This window comes from Pseudomonas sp. LBUM1679 (genome assembly GCF_059695565.1).
In genome coordinates, this window is sequence record NZ_CP166774.1 from 1,595,679 (window position 1) to 1,610,893 (window position 15,215).

The window sequence follows — 15,215 nt, forward strand, 5'->3', positions numbered from 1 at the left end:
CCACAGGGAGCTATGTTGGTCACAAATCATGTGTCCACCACCGATTCCTGTGGGAGCGGCGGTGCGGCGATCCGACTTGCCCGCGATGGCGTCAGTCCAGACTCCATAAAACTCACGGTACAAATGCGTACATTCTTGCGATTGACTGCTGTTTCCGGCCAGCTCAGGCTGCCTCTGCTCTTTTAGTGAACCGCACTTCACAAGGAAACAGCCAATGCCCTTCGTCACAATAGATGGACAACCGCTTCACTACATCGATCAAGGCACAGGCCCGGCAGTGCTGCTGGCCGGCAGCTATCTGTGGGACCAGGCCATGTGGGCGCCGCAGATTGCCGCCCTGTCGCCACACTACCGGGTGATCGCACCGGACCTGTGGGGCCATGGCGAGTCCGGGCCAATACCGCAAACAACCACTTCACTGGATGACATCGCCCGTCAGGGATTGGCCTTGCTCGATCATCTGGACATCGAACGCGTCACGCTGGTGGGGCTTTCGGTGGGAGGCATGTGGGGCGCGCGCCTGGCCTTGTCGGCGCCCGGGCGAATCAACGGCCTGGTGCTGATGGACACCTATCTCGGTAACGAGCCGGATCCGACCCGTGAATATTATTTCTCATTGTTAAAGCAGATCGAAGAGGCCGGCATGATCACGCCACCGCTGCTGGATATCATTGTGCCGATCTTCTTCCGTCCCGATATCGACCCGCAGTCGGCGTTTTATCAGAAATTCCATGCGTCGTTGGCGGCGCTGCCCTCGGATCGTCTGCGCACAAGCATCGTGCCGATGGGGCGGATCACGTTTGGCCGGGATGACCTGCTGTCGGATCTATGCCGGCTGAACGCTGACACCACGCTGCTGATGTGTGGGGACCAGGATCAACCGCGGCCGCCGGCGGAAACCAGGGAAATGGCCGAGTTGATCGGTTGCCCGTACGTGCTGGTGCCGGAGGCGGGGCATATCTCCAATCTGGAGAATCCGCAGTTCGTCACAGATGAACTGCTGACGTTTTTGGCCCAGAGCAATTCAGCGAAGCGTTGAGAAAACATCGCAGCCCCCTGTAGGAGCGAGCTTGCTCGCGAAAAACGCAAGGACAACGCGTGCATCCTGAAAGTACGCGTTATCGTTGACGACCATCGCGAGCAAGCTCGCTCCTACTTGGGCCCGAGAATCTTCACCAATTTGTCCGGCGACGGCGCGCCTTGCTGCTGTTGCAGCTCTCCCTTGTCATCCATATAGAAAATCGCCGGGGTAGCAGACAACTCCAGCTCTTCCATCATTTGCATGTTCGCTGCAAGCTTCGCCTGAATCGCTGGCGGCACTTCTTTCAAGGCCTTGAGCGAGCTGCCCTTGCCGGCGCCTTCATGGTCCTGCAAAGCTTTCTGCGGGTCCTTGGCCGCCAGTAGCGCCGCCGATTTGCCCGGGCTGTCTTCACGGATGATGCCGACCATGATGTGGCGCAGCTGCACCTTGCCGGCCTTCACCCACGGCCGTGCCTGCTCCCAGAACATATTGCAGTAAGGGCAGTTCGGATCGCTGAACATATAGACGACCCGCGGTGCGTCTTTGTTGCCGTCAGCGATCCAGTTGCTGGTTTCCAGTTTGGCCCAGACTTCTTTCGCCATCGGTGCATAAACAAGCTTCTGCAACGGCGCGCTGCTCAGGTCATTGCCCTCGGCGTCATACAGATTGCCCAGCAGAACATGCTTGCCATCCGGGGTCAGGTACAGTGCCATACCCCGGTTCTGGTACTGCGCCGCATAGCCGCGCAAACCGTCGGGGGCATCGAATTGGCCGACGATTTTCGCACCTTTGGCTTCGATCTTCTTGATCGCTTCGGGCAGTTCTTCGGCAGCCTGCACCGACGGCAGGTGCAGCAGGGTGGCACCCAGGGTCAGCGTTAACAGGTGGCGGAGGCGGGGCATGGCAGTTTCCTTGAAGAAGTGGCTGGTGTGGCAGGATTAGAGGTGTCGAAGCTTTCCAGGGCGCGGGCCAGGCTGGCTTCCGACAGCTCTCCCAGATGGCTGCCCAGCAAGCGACCTTCAGGGCTATAGAGCAGCGTAGTCGGCAATGCCATGGAGCCGACGGCCTGGCCCAATCGGCCGCCGCCATCGAACAGGACGTTGGACAGGCTCAGGCCCTGGGTTTCCAGATAGGTGCTGACGCTTTGCATGCTTTCGGCCTGGTTGACGAACAGGAAGGTCAGGTCCGGACGTTGTTGCTGGGCTTCTTCCAGCACCGGCATTTCCCGGCGACAGGGCGGGCACCAGGTGGCCCACAGATTGATCACCAGCGGGCCGCCCTTGTAGTCGGCCAGTTGCACGGTTTCCCCCGCGGCATTGCGCAGGGTGATGTCCGGCAGGCGGGTGCCTTGCTCGTAAATCGTCAGGGAGTACGTTGCCAGCAGCCAGAACGCCAGACCGCTGGCCACGCCAAACCCCAGGGGGCGGCGCAAGCCAGGGCGACGCCAGCCTCGGTACAAGGCAGCGAGCAGCAGCACGATCACCCCCGGCCAGGCCAGGAAACCGCCGTCACGCAGGTCGATCATCTGCCACGGATCGTCCCGATAATGGGTCCAGTAAAGGGCGACAAACCCCACCCGCGCCGCCAGCATGCCCACCAGGAACAGACTGAACAGCGCCGACTCGGGATTCTCGCCACCGCGCTTGGCCACCCGCCAGCCGACAAAGGTCGCCAGCACCAAGGCGCTGATCAACAGCAGGTGATTGAGCGCAATGGCAAAGGTGCCGAGGGTAAAAGTCAGCATTAACGGGCGTCTCGGGTGATGGTCCAACGTTGCAGGAAGGTGTCGGCATTGACCTCGCCGGTGATGCGCTGGCTGCGGCGTTCGATGCCGTCGGCGCCGATCCACAGCAGGCTCGGTGGCCCCGGCACTTTATACCGGGTGAGCAATTCGCGGCTGGCGGCATTGTCGGCGGTGACGTCCAGACGTAGCAGGCGCACGTCGCTCAAGGCTTGCAGCACATGGGCTTTGCCGAACACCTGTTTTTCCATGACCTTGCACGACACACACCAATCGGCGTAGTAGTCCAGCAGCACCCATTGGCCTTGTGCCTGTGCCGCATCGAGCTCCCGTTGCAGGGCGGCGGGGTCGTTGATGGTGGTGAAGGCGTCGTGACCGACAGGGCTTGCGGCGCTGCCCGGGTTTGTCGCGCTGTAGACCTGCAACGGCTTGAACAGATCATCGCTGCCGCCGGCGGCACCGATCATCAGCAGGCTGCCCCATAAGCCCAGCAACAGCGAACTGGCACCAAACAGGTGAGCGACGCGCCCGAATCCCTCCGACTGTTTCCAGGCACTGTAGGCGGCGATCAACAACAATGCACCCCACAGACCGATCCACAGGGATTCGGCCAGCACCGGACGCAGCATCAGCAGCGCAGTGGCGAGGAACAGGAAACCGAACACGCCTTTGAGCAGGTTCATCCACGCGCCAGGCTTAGGCAGGAAGCGATTGCCGACCGTCACCAGCAACAGCAGCGGGATGCCGATGCCGATGCCCATGGCGAACAGAATCAGCCCGCCATGCAGCGCATTGCCGCTTTGCGCGATGTAGAGCAGGGCGCCGGCCAACGGAGCGGTCATGCAGGGGCCCACCAGCAAACCGGAGACGGCCCCCAGGACACCCGCGCCGATGAGGCTGCCTCCGCGCTGGTTGCGAGAGACATTTTCCAGGCGATCCCGCACGGCTACCGGCAATTGCAACTCGAAGAATCCGAACATCGGCAACGCCAGCAACACAAACACCGCGGCGAAGGTGCCCAGCAACCATGGGTTCTGCAGCAATGCCTGCAGATTTGCCCCAAGCAGGGCCGCCAGTACACCCATCGCCGCATACACCAGCGCCATGCAGATCACATAGCTGCTGGCCAAGGCAAACCCGCGTCGGGGCGTGGCGCCACTGCCGACAATCAAACCGGCGAGGATCGGCAGCATGGGGAGCGTGCAAGGGGTGAAGGCCAACAGCAGCCCCAGACCGAAGAACACCAGTAGGCTCCAGCCCAGTGCCCGCTGTTGCAGGCCGCTGGCCAAGGCTTGATCGGGTGCTTCGTCAACGGCCGATGTGGCAGCGCTTCCACCCAGATCCACCACCTGCGTTTGCGGCGGATAACACAGGCCGGCATCGGCACAGCCCTGGAAGCCCACCTTGATCTGGCCCGTGGCCCCCGCTGGAATCTTCAGCTCCAGGCCCTGGCGATAGACTTGCTGCTCGCCGAAAAACTCATCGCTGTGCGACTCGCCCTCGGGCAGCACTGGTTTGAACTCCGGCGCCAATCCGTCGAATTTCAGGCGTTGTTGATAGAGGTAGTAATTGTCGGCGATCTGCCAATAAAGCTGGGTTTCACCGCTTTCGAGACGTTCAGAGGTGAAAACGAACGCTTTGCCGACGGGAAGAAAGTCCGGTTTGGTCGCGAACGGATCAGTCCCTGCCTGGGCCAGGCCCGAGATCAGGATAACGAAAAACAGAAATAGTCGACGCATGGGTAAGCCTTATCCCTGTGCAAGTGAGGTGCACGATGGCGGGCGGCGATTAACCGGTGATTAACCGCCGTGCGTTTGCTGCCAGGGGCTTGAAAGCTCAGTCGCGTAGCAGTCCGGGCCAGGTGTGGTCACCGATTTTTTTTCAGGCTTGTAGGAGATCGTCTTCCGGGATAATCATAATAGGGGAGCGATTGCCCCCGGTTATTAACTACTCGTCGCGGCTCTTTGAAAAATACAACACCGCTTTTGCGGCTCTTCTTGTCAAGGCTTACCTCTCCTCGTGACTGTTTCCAAAATTTAGCAATAGGTCTGGGATTTCAGCGCTTAACGCTGATCCTGATCCTGATCCTGATTCGCGCAAAAGCCCGGGCCAGGTCTCGTCGTCGACTTTATTCGGGCCGTATGCAAGTTTGTCGGAAGAAATATTGTAGGTGACATACTCATTGTTGGTTAGAAATATATACAGGTAACTGTCAGCAAATGTTCGATCATTTTGTGCGGCGCTGATAATTCGATGCGTGTAGGACTGAAGTCCACGCCAGGTGAAGTTGGTAATGGGTGCTAATGTCAGTTCGTGAATCCCTTCTTTGAAGTGGGGAGGACGTTGCGGGAAATTAAAGTCAATAAATAGTGAATTACCATCACTCATCAGGAATCGGAACTTACCCGTGATGCCGGGTGCATAGGTTCGCCACCATACGCCTGCAACGATACGATCAAAGTAAGGAAGGAGGGTGCGCCATATCGAAGATTCGACAGGTTTGTTCCAGTTGACCTTGTCCGTGTTCTGGTTGTATGCGCAGACCATAGGGGTGCCTCCTTCATAGTAGAAGAGCCAAAGAATGTCTCCGTATGCACTTGGATTGGTTTGAAGGTTAGTGGTCGTGAATCCAAATCGCAGATTGTTGACGTGCTTGTGAACGTCATGCCAGTTATCATAATTGACCGGTGTAGGGTACTCGTCGGGTGTTGCATTGTCACCGATATCGAATCGACTGTATGTGTTGTCATCTTTGAAGAAAAAGTAAATTCTATCTTTTCCTGCACGCCAGTCGACGGCGACAAAGTTTTTTAATATTTTCATGTCTGAGTCCTTTCAGTTGGATTTAGATACGCCTTCTGATCGAGGCGGCTTCCCCTTGGCTTTTTTTTGCTTGTATTGCTGTTGCTGGTGTCAGAACAGTGTTTTGACTTTAAATCGAAAACAGTTTTTATGATGTATATGTGGCGAATTGAAATCGGGATGATAATAGCCGTCGGCAGTCCTCCAGAATGGTGGGTTTGCGCGGAGTCCAGGCGCTCGGCATGGAGGGCGGTGATCATCCCCTGCTTGATCACATCTCATCGTGACTGTTGCCAAAATTAAATGCTGTAGCTGAAATTCCAGCACCAGCCCCTGTATTTGATATTTCAGATCCTGATGGCAGTACCAGGCCGGGCCAAGTGCCGTCATTGACCTCTTTTGGGCCGTATTCGACCTTGTTTTCATGAATGTTATAGGTAATGTATTCATTATTGGTCAGGAAAATATAGAGGTAACTATCGCCCAATGAGCGGTTGTTTTGTGCGGCGGTAATGATTCGGTCCTTGTACGGCGCCAGGCCGGGCCACGTGCTGTTATTGAGGGGCTCAACCCTTACTCTGGGTGGCTTAGCGCCTCGCGCCAGGTGCGCGCTATGGTTAATCCAGATTGAACGCCCGTCGTTAGTGAGGAAACGAAATTTAAACGGGTATTCTACAGAGGTCTGCCACCATGTGCCCGCGACGATATGATCGAAAAACGGAAGGAGATCTTTCCAGTCAGTGTCTTCTACGCGGTAGTTTTCTATGACCTGGTCAGTGTCCTGATCATAGTTGCAAACCATGGGGGTAGAGGCGTCATGATAGAAGAGCCAGAGAATGTCCTTATCAAGGTTCCAGCCTTCAATTAAAGTGCAGGCGAATCCAAATCGCAGGTTTCTGGCATGTGCGTGGAAATTGTGCCAGTTACTGTATTTGATCGGTTTTGGATATCCTTCCGGTACCCGGTTGTCGCCGAGATCGAATCGGCTGTAAGTATTGGTGTCTTTGAAAAAAAAGAAGCATTTGTCTTTTCCTGCGCGCCAGTCGACGGCGACGAAGTTGGTTAATACTTTCATGTCTGAGTCCTTTCGGTTGAATTTAAATGTGTCTGCTTTTCAAGGTGGTTTTCTTCACGGTTTTTGGTTGTGTTAGTGTTGCTGTTTGTGGATGTCAGATTAGTGTTCTGGCTTCATGTTGAGAATATTTTTTTATGGCTTGTATGTGTCAAATTGAAACCGGAATGCTTTCGTTAAAAATATAAATAAAAAGTTCGTCTGCAGTTATTGGCCCCCTGGTCGGCGGCAAAAACTTTACGAAGACGCTTCTCGACCGTCGAATCACTCGTCATAATTTGGCCTTAATCCTCACCTGTTTGACTCATGTTTTTGCTCAGGGAGCTCCCATGCACGTACTGGTTTGCGAAGACGACGAGCTGATCGCCAGCGGCATCGTCGCCGGCCTGACCGCACAAGGCCTGACGGTGGAGCACGTAGCTACCGCCTCGGCGGCCCGGGCGATGCTCAAGGTCGCCGAATTCGACGTCATGGTGCTCGACCTCGGCTTGCCCGACGAAGACGGTCTGAAGCTGTTGCAGCAGTTGCGTCATGGTGGTCTGGAAATTCCGGTGTTGATCCTCACCGCCCGGGATTCGGTCACCGACCGGGTCGACGGTTTGCAGGCCGGTGCCGACGATTACCTGCTTAAACCCTTCGATCTGCGCGAACTGGCGGCGCGTCTGCACACCTTGTTGCGCCGGGTGGCCGGGCGCAGCGTCAACCTGATCGAACACGGTACGCTGACGTACGATCCGAGCAGCCGCGAAACCATGCTCGGCGGCCAGCCGGTGGACCTGTCGCGTCGTGAGCAGGCACTGTTGCAGGCCTTGTTGCATAACCGTGGCCGGGTGCTGTCCACCGAACAGCTGAAGGACAGTGTCTACGGCTTCAACGACGAACTGGAAAGCAACGCCCTCAACGTGCACATCCATCACCTGCGGCGCAAACTCGGTAACGGCATCGTCGAAACGGTGCGCGGCCTGGGTTATCGCCTGGGGCCGGCGGACGGCGGAGGTCAATCGAAGTGATGAGCCTGCGTTTGCGCCTGAGCCTCACGCTAGGCGCCGCTTTTGCGCTGATCTGGGCCCTGGCGGCGGCCTGGATGCTCAGCGACCTGCGCAATCAGATGATGTTTTCCCTCGACCAGCGGCTGGTGGCGTCGGCGCGCATGGTCGCCGGTCTGATGGAGCAATTGCCGGCGTTGCCGAGCAAGGGCGAGGGCACCCATTTCAGCGCCGAACAACTGACGATCCCCGGCGGCATGGCGTGTCAGGTCAGCTCGTTGCGCGGCGAAATCCTCGCCCGCAGTCACACCGACCCGCAACAAACCCTGGAAGCCGAGAAGCTGGGCTTTCACGATCAGATGATCGACGGCGCGCCGTGGCGCAGTTTCACCCTGGCCCGCGGCGATTTGCGCATCACCACCGCCGACCGGCAAATCGAGCGCGAAGCCCTGAACATGTCGATCCTGCTGGCCGCCTCCGTGCCGGTAGGCGTGGCGTTGCTTGGGTGCCTGTGCCTGCTCTGGCTGGGCATCGGTCAGGGGCTGGCACCGCTCAATCGCATGCGCGATGCCTTGAAACGGCGCAGCGCCGACTCCCTGGAACCGTTGCAGATCCAGCCGTTGCCCAGTGAACTGCAACCCTTGCTCGATACCCAGAACCAGCTGTTGCAGCGGATCGGCAAGACCATCGAACGCGAGCGCCGCCTGACCGGTGACGCGGCCCACGAGTTGCGCAGCCCGCTGACAGCGATCAAGACGCACCTGCAAGTGGCGCGCATGACCGAAGGCGCAGCCCGGGATCAGTCCCTGGCCCGGGCCGAAGAGGGCGCCGATCGCCTGCATCGGACCCTTGAACAATTGCTGCTGCTGGCGCGGGTCGAAGGCAGTCTGTCGTTCGACGATGGTGCGCAATGCAGCGCCGAGCAAGTGGCTAAACTGGCGATTCAGGACGCCGCCAGCGGTGATCGCCAGCGAATCAGGTTCCAGGTACCGCCGAAGATTTCTCATGCCCCGGTGCAAATGCCGGCCGTATTGTCCATCGCGGCACTGCGCAACCTGCTGGACAACGCCCTGCGTCACACCCCAGGTGACGGGCCGGTGGAGCTGAGTCTGGAAACCACCGGTAATTGCGTGCAGTTTGTGGTGCGCGACCATGGCCCGGGCATTGCCGAAGAGGATCTGCAACACCTGACCCAACGTTTCTGGCGCAACGGCCAGAGCACCGGCTGTGGCCTGGGACTGGCGATTGTCCAGGCCATCGTCCAGCGCTGCGGTTGTTCCCTGCATTTCGACAGCCGACCGGATGGGTTGCGGGTCAAGTTGACCATGCCGCTGCAACCGATCTAACCAGCACCACAACCCCCTGTAGGAGCTGGCTTGCCAGCGAAGAGGCCATCACCCGCACCATCAATGGCGCCTGATACGCCGCCTTCGCCGGCAAGCCGGCTCCTACATGGGATCTGCGTCGCTCATCAAATGTAACTCCTCTCCATTGGCATTCGAGCCCCCACCGGCGCTATCGTCTGCGCCAGTTTTGACTCAATGGATTGAGGTAACAACGCCATGGAAGCATCGATACTCATCTGCAAGGCAACCCCCGCCGACGCCGGCATCATCAGCCGCATCGTCGAGCGCTCCATCCGTGTCGGTTGTGCGCTCGATCACCGCAACAACCCGCGAACTGTCGCCAACTGGACTCACAATAAGACCATCGACCACGTGTTGCCGTGGCTGGCCGACCAACGGTTGTATCTGAACATCGCCCTGTTGCAGGAAAAACCGGTCGGCGTCGCCATGGCGGCGATCAGCGGCAAGGTCGCCTTCTGTTACGTGCAACCGGAATGGTTTCGCCGGGGAGCCGGGCGAGCGCTGGTGCGCGACCTCGAGGGCTGGTTGATCGGCCGGGGATTGCGCCAGGCTCGGCTCAACAGTACTCGAACCAGCGAAGCCTTTTATCGCCACCTGGGTTACCGGCCTTGCGCCCGAACCTTCGCGGTGGCAGGGCTGCGCGCCATTCCCATGCACAAGGGATTGTCGTCACCTTCATGAAAGCGGGTCAGGAGGCTAAATCCCCGAGGCGCCGATGCGTTTCCACAACAGGAAATCCTTTTTAGGGGTCGAGAGATGTCAGTCGCTACCAGCCTTGTGGAAGATCAGCCGGTCCGGATCACTCCGGCGCCGACCGAGGTGCTTTATCACTTCAACGAATCGCCGTTGCTGGCCCGTCAGAGCCAGCAGGAATCGAATGCCCGCAGCTACCCGCGACGCATTCCCCTGGCACTCAAGCGCGCCAGAGGCCTCTACGTCGAGGACGTCGAGGGTCGTACGTTCATCGACTGCCTGGCCGGCGCCGGCACGCTGGCGCTGGGGCATAACCACCCGGTAGTGATCGAAGCGATCCAGCAAGTGCTGAGCGATGAACTGCCGTTGCACACCCTCGACCTGACCACCCCGGTCAAGGATCAGTTTGTCCAGGATCTGTTCGGCCTGCTGCCACCCGCCTTGGCCGCTGAAGCGAAAATCCAGTTCTGCGGCCCCACCGGCACCGACGCAGTGGAAGCTGCGCTGAAACTGGTGCGCACCGCCACCGGCCGCAGCACTGTGCTGTCGTTTCAGGGCGGTTACCACGGCATGAGCCAGGGCGCGCTGAGCCTGATGGGCAGTCTGGGGCCGAAGAAACCCTTGGGTGCCTTGCTGAGTAACGGCGTGCAGTTCATGCCGTACCCCTACGATTACCGCTGCCCGTTCGGCCTCGGTGGCGCGCAAGGGGTACAGGTCAACCTCAATTACCTGGAGAACCTGCTCAATGACCCGGAAGCCGGCGTGCAGTTGCCGGCAGCGGTGATTGTCGAAGTGGTGCAGGGCGAGGGCGGGGTGATCCCGGCCGATCTCGACTGGTTGCGTGGTCTGCGGCGGATGACCGAACAGGCTGGCGTGGCGCTGATCGTCGATGAGATCCAGAGCGGATTTGCCCGCACCGGCAAGATGTTCGCCTTCGAGCATGCCGGGATCATTCCGGATGTGGTGGTGCTGTCCAAAGCCATCGGTGGCAGCCTGCCGCTGGCGGTGGTGGTCTATCGCGACTGGCTCGACACCTGGCTGCCGGGCGCCCATGCCGGGACGTTCCGCGGCAATCAGCTGGCGATGGCGGCTGGCTCCGCGGTGATGCGTTACCTGACCGAACACCGCATCTGCGATCACGCTGCCGCCATGGGCGAACGCTTGAGCGAACACCTGCGCATCCTGCAGCGGGACTTTCCGCAACTGGGTGATATTCGCGGGCGCGGCTTGATGCTTGGCGTGGAACTGGTCGATCCGAGCGGCGCACCGGATGTCCAGGGTCACCCGCCGATCTTTGCTCGCCTGGCGCCGCTGGTGCAGCGCGAGTGCCTCAAACGCGGCTTGATCCTCGAACTCGGTGGCCGCCACGGCGGCGTGGTGCGCTTCCTGCCGCCGCTGGTAATTACCGCCGCGGAAATCGATCGGGTCGCCGAGATTTTCGGCCGGGCCATGGCTGCGGCGACCGCCAGCCTGTAAATTTTCCGGCCCCTCGAACGTTCCTTCTACAGACCGGCTGCGCACGCAGTGCAGCCCACCCCTACAGCGATGGAGACACACCATGACGTCAGTATTCGACCGCGAGGACATCCTCTTTCAGGTCGTGGTCAACCACGAAGAGCAATACTCGATCTGGCCCGATTACAAAGCCGTGCCTGCCGGCTGGCGCACCGTGGGCAAGAGCGGCCTGAAAAAGGAATGCCTGGCCTACATCGAAGAAACCTGGACCGACATGCGTCCGTTGAGCTTGCGGCAAAAGATGGAAGAGCAGGCCGCTGTGGCTCACTGAAGTTTTCGCGCAAAATAGAAACCCGCTAGTCCGGTAAGGTCAGCGGGTTTTTTTGGTCTGGACGCTGTGGCAGCTGCCAACCTGTCTCCCGCAGATATTCCCCGATCAAACTGTAGGAGCTGGCAAGCCAGCTCCTACAAATGCTACACCCCGCTCAATCCTTTAATGACCAAATCCACATTCCCCTCCAGCTCCGCCACCGGATCCGCCGCATCCACGCTCAACACCACCAACCGGCTCCCAGCCTCGGCAATCACCGCTTTCACCGCGTCCGACGGCTGTCGATGATGCAACACCACCGCCACGTCATTGTCTGTCAGCGTCGCGCCCAACGCCTTGAGCGCTTCAGGTGTCCATTCGGCATCCGGCCGCGCATCGACGCCGATCAGCTCGAGGTTGAGCCCGCCAATCAGGTAGCCGAAGTGATCGCTCAGGCTCATCACACTGAGATTATCGGCACTGGCCAGACGCGACTCATTGTCGGCGCTGAACTTGAGCAGGCGCTGTTTCAGCGCCGCCAGGTTGGCCTCGATCTTCGGCCTGGCCTCCGGCGCCAGGCGCACCAGATCCGCCGCCATCACGTCCGCCATCCGCCCCATGTTATTACTGGAAAACCACGGCTGACTGTTCAACCCATCGACCTTGTTGTCCGGCTGCACGGCGATGCCGGGCAGGGCACCGTCCACCGGGCGAGCGGCATCGACTTCGACGATACGGATATTGCTGCGCCGGGAGATCGGGTACAGCGGATCATCCGCCCACAGCGAACGCAGACCAATCACCGCATCGGCATCGCTCGCCAGTCTGGCCAGCGCCGGCGCCCCACGTCCGGTGAAGTAGGCGGTCTGACGGCTGCCAGGCAGGTTCGCCGGCGCCGCCCGTTCAAGGTTGACGTCGGTGCCCTTGAGCAAGACTTCGCCCAGACCGTAGGTGATCGGCAACGACGCCAGCACGCGCAGTGGTTTGGCGCTGTCCATCGCAAATGATGTATTGACCAGCCCGCACAGGGCGATGGCCAGGCTCAATTGACGCAGAGAAAAAGACATTTATCCAAGGTTCCCTTTCAGACTTGGGACAACACCACGGGCAATGGCGGCCAGGGCGAAGGCGATGCCGGCCACCAGAATGATCGCGGCGCCGGACGGAATAGGCAGGTCGAAGACAATCGGCGCGAGAATCCCGCACAGCGTGCTGACCGTGGCGATCAACACCGAACACCAGAAGAAACCCTTCAGCGACTGGCTCAGCAAGCGTGCCGCCGCCGCTGGAATCACCAGCAGGGCGCCGACCAGAATCGCGCCGATGACTTTAACGGCTGCCACGGTAATCAGGGTCACCAGAATCACGAACAGGTAATCCAGGGTTTTCACCGCCACGCCGCGCACCGCCGCCAGTTGCGGGTTGAAACTGGCGAGCATGATGCGGTTGTACAACGGCAAGGCCAGTGCCATGACCAATGAACCGACGATGGCCAGCACCAGCAGGTCATTGCCATTGACCGTCAACACCGAGCCGAACAAAACGTTTTCCAGAATGTGCACGTTGATTTTGCCGGCCAGAATCAGCAGCAGGCTCGCCCCCAGCGCCAGGGACACCGAGAGAAACACGCCGATCAAGGTATCCGGCGCCAGGCCGGTGCGGTTGCGCAGGTAGTTGAGCAAGATGCCGAACAGCAGGCAGTAGCCGAACAGGCTGCCGTAAGGTCCGGTGTAGGGTTCACCGAGCAGGATGCCAATGGCCACGCCGGTCAATGCTGCGTGACCCACCGCTTCGGAGAAAAACGCGAAGCGCTTGACCACCACCAGCGTGCCCAGGCCGCCCAGCACCGGGCCGATCAGCAAACCGGCGAGCAGCGCGTTGACCACAAACCCATAGGCCAGCGCCTCGGGCAGATAACCCGACGAGGCCCACCCCTGGACCATCAAGCGAAAGGCTTCGTAGCTCATCAGGCAGTGCTCCGTGGATGGGTGGAGAACAGGGTCAGCAAACGTTCCGGCGTCAGTGCCTGTTTCGGCGTGGCATCGAACAGTACCCGGCGATTGAGCCCGGTGACGCGATCCGCCAGGCGTCCGACCGCTTCCAGGTCATGCTCGATCCATAGCACGGTGATGCCGCTCTCGCGCCAGTCGCCGAGCAACCGTTCGAACACCTGGATGCCCGCCTCATCGAGGGCCGACATCGGTTCATCGAGCACCAGCAATTGCGGCGCCGGAATCAGCCCCTGAGCCAGCAGCACGCGTTGACGTTCGCCGCCGGACAACGCGCCCATGCGCCGTTTGCGTTTGTCCTGCATGCCAACCCGTTCCAGGGCTTCACCTATCGCTGCCGCGTAATGCTTGCTCAAACCGAGGAACGCCGGACGCCGCTGGCACATCGCCGCCATGAAGTCGTCAACGGTCATCGGCAGGCCGCGGTCGAATTCCAGTGCTTGCGGCACATAGCCGATGGTCCCGGGCGTGCCCGGCCATTGCAGGCTCAGGCGACCCTGATGCGGCATCTGCCCGAGCAGGGTCTTGATCAACGAACTCTTGCCGCCCCCGTTGGGGCCGACCAGCGCATGCACACTGCCGGGCTGGACCTGGAAGGTCACCTGGTCGAGGATCGTCGTGCGACCCAGCGTCAGGCTGACCTCCGCAAAATCCAGGGTCGGACCCAAACCCTGTGGGAGCGACGGTGCGACGATTCGACTTGCTCGCGATTGCGGTATGTCATTTGGCACTGATGTTGACTGACCCACCGCCTTCGCGAGCAAGCTCGCTCCCACAGGGGATTCGGAGTCGATGAGCTTTTCTTTCGCCGTCATGCGCCGGACTCCTGAATGGCCCGGACCACGGTGTCGAGGTTGCCGGTCATTTCCTTTTCGTACTTTTCAGCCGTGTATTCGCCATATGAAATGTGCGACAGCGGATACAATTTCACCCCGGACTCACGCTGGATGGTCTCGACGTAAGTGGATGGGAAATCCATCTCCGAGAAGATCACTTTCACGTCCAGTTCACGCAGTTGATCGATGGTCTTTTTCAGCTGGCTCGGGCTCGGCTCGATGCCATGGGCCGGCTCGACCACCGCCGTGACTTCGAGGCCGAATTCGCGCAGCAGGTAGTCATACGCCGCGTGCACCGTAGCCACCCGCAGTTCGGCGTTTGGCGCCTGGGTCAGTTTGGCCAGGGCGTCGGCGCGCATCTGCCGCAGGCGTTTGCCATAGGCGCGGGCGTTCTGCGTGTAGGCCTTGGCGTTGGCTGGATCGAGCTTGCCCAGTTCCCGGGCGATGTTGTTGACCTGGGCAATCGAGGCGCTGATCGACAGGAAGGTGTGTGGGTTCACGACCTTGCCGGCACCGCGGGCGGCGGTGCCAGTAGCGGCCAACAGCGGCACGTTTTCGTTGGCTTCGATCACCGGCACGTGCGGCGTTTCGCTGGCGGCGATCATGCGGTCGGCGAAGTCGTCATGGCCGACGCCATTGAGCACGACCACGTCCAGTCCGCTGATGCGCTTGATGTCTTCGGCACGGGGCTCGTAGGCATGCGGGTTGAAACCGGCCGGGATCAGCGGCACGACTTCGGCCTTGTCACCGACGATGTTGGCGACGTAGCTGTAATAAGGGTGCAGGGTGATGCCGATGCGCAGGCGCTTGGCGTCGTCGGCACTGGCCAGGGGTGTCAGCAGGCAGGCGAGCAGGCCGACCAGCAGCAGGCGCAGGAATGAGCGTTGAGATGAACTAGGCATGGGAAAGCGGTCTTCTCTCGG

15 protein-coding genes are annotated in these 15,215 nt (G+C 59.9%); 6 read left to right on the forward strand and 9 right to left on the reverse strand.

From position 1 onward, the window contains the following. Positions 1-214: 214 nt before the first annotated feature. Positions 215-1,039 carry an alpha/beta fold hydrolase gene (locus tag ACA062_RS07315; protein WP_497455804.1) on the forward strand — a complete coding sequence of 275 codons (825 nt, stop codon included), beginning with the start codon at positions 215-217 and terminating at the stop codon, positions 1,037-1,039. Positions 1,040-1,152: 113 nt separating this feature from the next. On the opposite strand, the gene dsbG is transcribed toward ACA062_RS07315, so the two are convergent. From dsbG to ACA062_RS07340, 5 genes are all read right to left on the reverse strand, one after another. Next, the gene (dsbG, locus tag ACA062_RS07320) at positions 1,153-1,923 is read right to left on the reverse strand and encodes a thiol:disulfide interchange protein DsbG (RefSeq protein WP_497455805.1); all 771 of its coding nucleotides are present in this window, start codon (positions 1,921-1,923) and stop codon (positions 1,153-1,155) included. Further along, positions 1,899-2,765, reverse strand: a complete 867-nt coding sequence (locus ACA062_RS07325) for a prolipoprotein diacylglyceryl transferase family protein (protein WP_497455806.1) — start codon at positions 2,763-2,765, stop codon at positions 1,899-1,901. Before ACA062_RS07325 ends, dsbG begins: the two co-directional genes overlap by 25 nt. Further along, positions 2,765-4,501, reverse strand: coding sequence for a protein-disulfide reductase DsbD (gene dsbD, locus ACA062_RS07330; protein WP_497455807.1), 1,737 nt, complete (start codon positions 4,499-4,501; stop codon positions 2,765-2,767). The genes ACA062_RS07325 and dsbD overlap by 1 nt, the downstream gene beginning before the upstream one ends. 268 nt (positions 4,502-4,769) lie before the next feature. Further along, positions 4,770-5,585: a hypothetical protein gene (locus tag ACA062_RS07335; protein ID WP_497455808.1), complete on the reverse strand. Its 816-nt coding sequence runs from the start codon at positions 5,583-5,585 to the stop codon at positions 4,770-4,772. Positions 5,586-5,835: 250 nt separating this feature from the next. Further along, on the reverse strand, positions 5,836-6,639 hold the full coding sequence (locus ACA062_RS07340) for a hypothetical protein (RefSeq protein WP_497455809.1): 804 nt from the start codon (positions 6,637-6,639) through the stop codon (positions 5,836-5,838). Between the two features lie 326 nt (positions 6,640-6,965). On the opposite strand from ACA062_RS07340, the gene ACA062_RS07345 reads away from it, so the two are divergent. The 5 genes from ACA062_RS07345 (at position 6,966) to ACA062_RS07365 (ending at position 11,468) form a co-directional block, all read left to right on the forward strand. Beyond that, entirely contained in the window at positions 6,966-7,646 is a 681-nt protein-coding gene (locus ACA062_RS07345) for a response regulator (protein ID WP_497455810.1), read from the forward strand. After that, positions 7,643-8,968 carry an ATP-binding protein gene (locus ACA062_RS07350; RefSeq protein ID WP_497455811.1) on the forward strand — a complete coding sequence of 442 codons (1,326 nt, stop codon included), beginning with the start codon at positions 7,643-7,645 and terminating at the stop codon, positions 8,966-8,968. Before ACA062_RS07345 ends, ACA062_RS07350 begins: the two co-directional genes overlap by 4 nt. A gap of 216 nt (positions 8,969-9,184) precedes the next feature. Next, positions 9,185-9,670, forward strand: a complete 486-nt coding sequence (locus tag ACA062_RS07355) for a GNAT family N-acetyltransferase (RefSeq protein ID WP_497455812.1) — start codon at positions 9,185-9,187, stop codon at positions 9,668-9,670. 75 nt (positions 9,671-9,745) lie between these two features. Then, positions 9,746-11,158 (forward strand): aspartate aminotransferase family protein, encoded by a 1,413-nt coding sequence (locus ACA062_RS07360; RefSeq protein WP_497455813.1) that lies wholly within the window; start codon positions 9,746-9,748, stop codon positions 11,156-11,158. Positions 11,159-11,240: 82 nt separating this feature from the next. Further along, positions 11,241-11,468, forward strand: a complete 228-nt coding sequence (locus ACA062_RS07365; RefSeq protein WP_008152757.1) for an MbtH family protein — start codon at positions 11,241-11,243, stop codon at positions 11,466-11,468. 143 nt (positions 11,469-11,611) lie between these two features. On the opposite strand, the gene ACA062_RS07370 is transcribed toward ACA062_RS07365, so the two are convergent. From ACA062_RS07370 to ACA062_RS07385, 4 genes are read right to left on the reverse strand one after another with little or no spacing between them, the layout of a single operon-like run. After that, positions 11,612-12,514 carry a metal ABC transporter substrate-binding protein gene (locus ACA062_RS07370; RefSeq protein WP_497455814.1) on the reverse strand — a complete coding sequence of 301 codons (903 nt, stop codon included), beginning with the start codon at positions 12,512-12,514 and terminating at the stop codon, positions 11,612-11,614. Next, positions 12,515-13,414: a metal ABC transporter permease gene (locus ACA062_RS07375; RefSeq protein ID WP_003226663.1), complete on the reverse strand. Its 900-nt coding sequence runs from the start codon at positions 13,412-13,414 to the stop codon at positions 12,515-12,517. Further along, a complete protein-coding gene (locus ACA062_RS07380) occupies positions 13,414-14,271 on the reverse strand; it encodes a metal ABC transporter ATP-binding protein (protein WP_497455815.1) in 858 nt (285 codons plus the stop codon). The genes ACA062_RS07375 and ACA062_RS07380 overlap by 1 nt, the downstream gene beginning before the upstream one ends. After that, positions 14,268-15,194: a metal ABC transporter solute-binding protein, Zn/Mn family gene (locus ACA062_RS07385; protein ID WP_497455816.1), complete on the reverse strand. Its 927-nt coding sequence runs from the start codon at positions 15,192-15,194 to the stop codon at positions 14,268-14,270. The genes ACA062_RS07380 and ACA062_RS07385 overlap by 4 nt, the downstream gene beginning before the upstream one ends. Positions 15,195-15,215: the final 21 nt, after the last annotated feature.

Excerpts from the sequence above, each read along its gene's own strand:
- ACA062_RS07315 (WP_497455804.1), top strand. The coding sequence starts at position 215 with ATGCCCTTCGTCACAATAGATGGACAACCGCTTCACTACATCGATCAA.
- dsbG (WP_497455805.1), bottom strand. The coding sequence starts at position 1,923 with ATGCCCCGCCTCCGCCACCTGTTAACGCTGACCCTGGGTGCCACCCTG.
- ACA062_RS07325 (WP_497455806.1), bottom strand. The coding sequence starts at position 2,765 with ATGCTGACTTTTACCCTCGGCACCTTTGCCATTGCGCTCAATCACCTG.
- dsbD (WP_497455807.1), bottom strand. The coding sequence starts at position 4,501 with ATGCGTCGACTATTTCTGTTTTTCGTTATCCTGATCTCGGGCCTGGCC.
- ACA062_RS07335 (WP_497455808.1), bottom strand. The coding sequence starts at position 5,585 with ATGAAAATATTAAAAAACTTTGTCGCCGTCGACTGGCGTGCAGGAAAA.
- ACA062_RS07340 (WP_497455809.1), bottom strand. The coding sequence starts at position 6,639 with ATGAAAGTATTAACCAACTTCGTCGCCGTCGACTGGCGCGCAGGAAAA.
- ACA062_RS07345 (WP_497455810.1), top strand. The coding sequence starts at position 6,966 with ATGCACGTACTGGTTTGCGAAGACGACGAGCTGATCGCCAGCGGCATC.
- ACA062_RS07355 (WP_497455812.1), top strand. The coding sequence starts at position 9,185 with ATGGAAGCATCGATACTCATCTGCAAGGCAACCCCCGCCGACGCCGGC.
- ACA062_RS07360 (WP_497455813.1), top strand. The coding sequence starts at position 9,746 with ATGTCAGTCGCTACCAGCCTTGTGGAAGATCAGCCGGTCCGGATCACT.
- ACA062_RS07365 (WP_008152757.1), top strand. The coding sequence starts at position 11,241 with ATGACGTCAGTATTCGACCGCGAGGACATCCTCTTTCAGGTCGTGGTC.
- ACA062_RS07370 (WP_497455814.1), bottom strand. The coding sequence starts at position 12,514 with ATGTCTTTTTCTCTGCGTCAATTGAGCCTGGCCATCGCCCTGTGCGGG.
- ACA062_RS07375 (WP_003226663.1), bottom strand. The coding sequence starts at position 13,414 with ATGAGCTACGAAGCCTTTCGCTTGATGGTCCAGGGGTGGGCCTCGTCG.
- ACA062_RS07380 (WP_497455815.1), bottom strand. The coding sequence starts at position 14,271 with ATGACGGCGAAAGAAAAGCTCATCGACTCCGAATCCCCTGTGGGAGCG.
- ACA062_RS07385 (WP_497455816.1), bottom strand. The coding sequence starts at position 15,194 with ATGCCTAGTTCATCTCAACGCTCATTCCTGCGCCTGCTGCTGGTCGGC.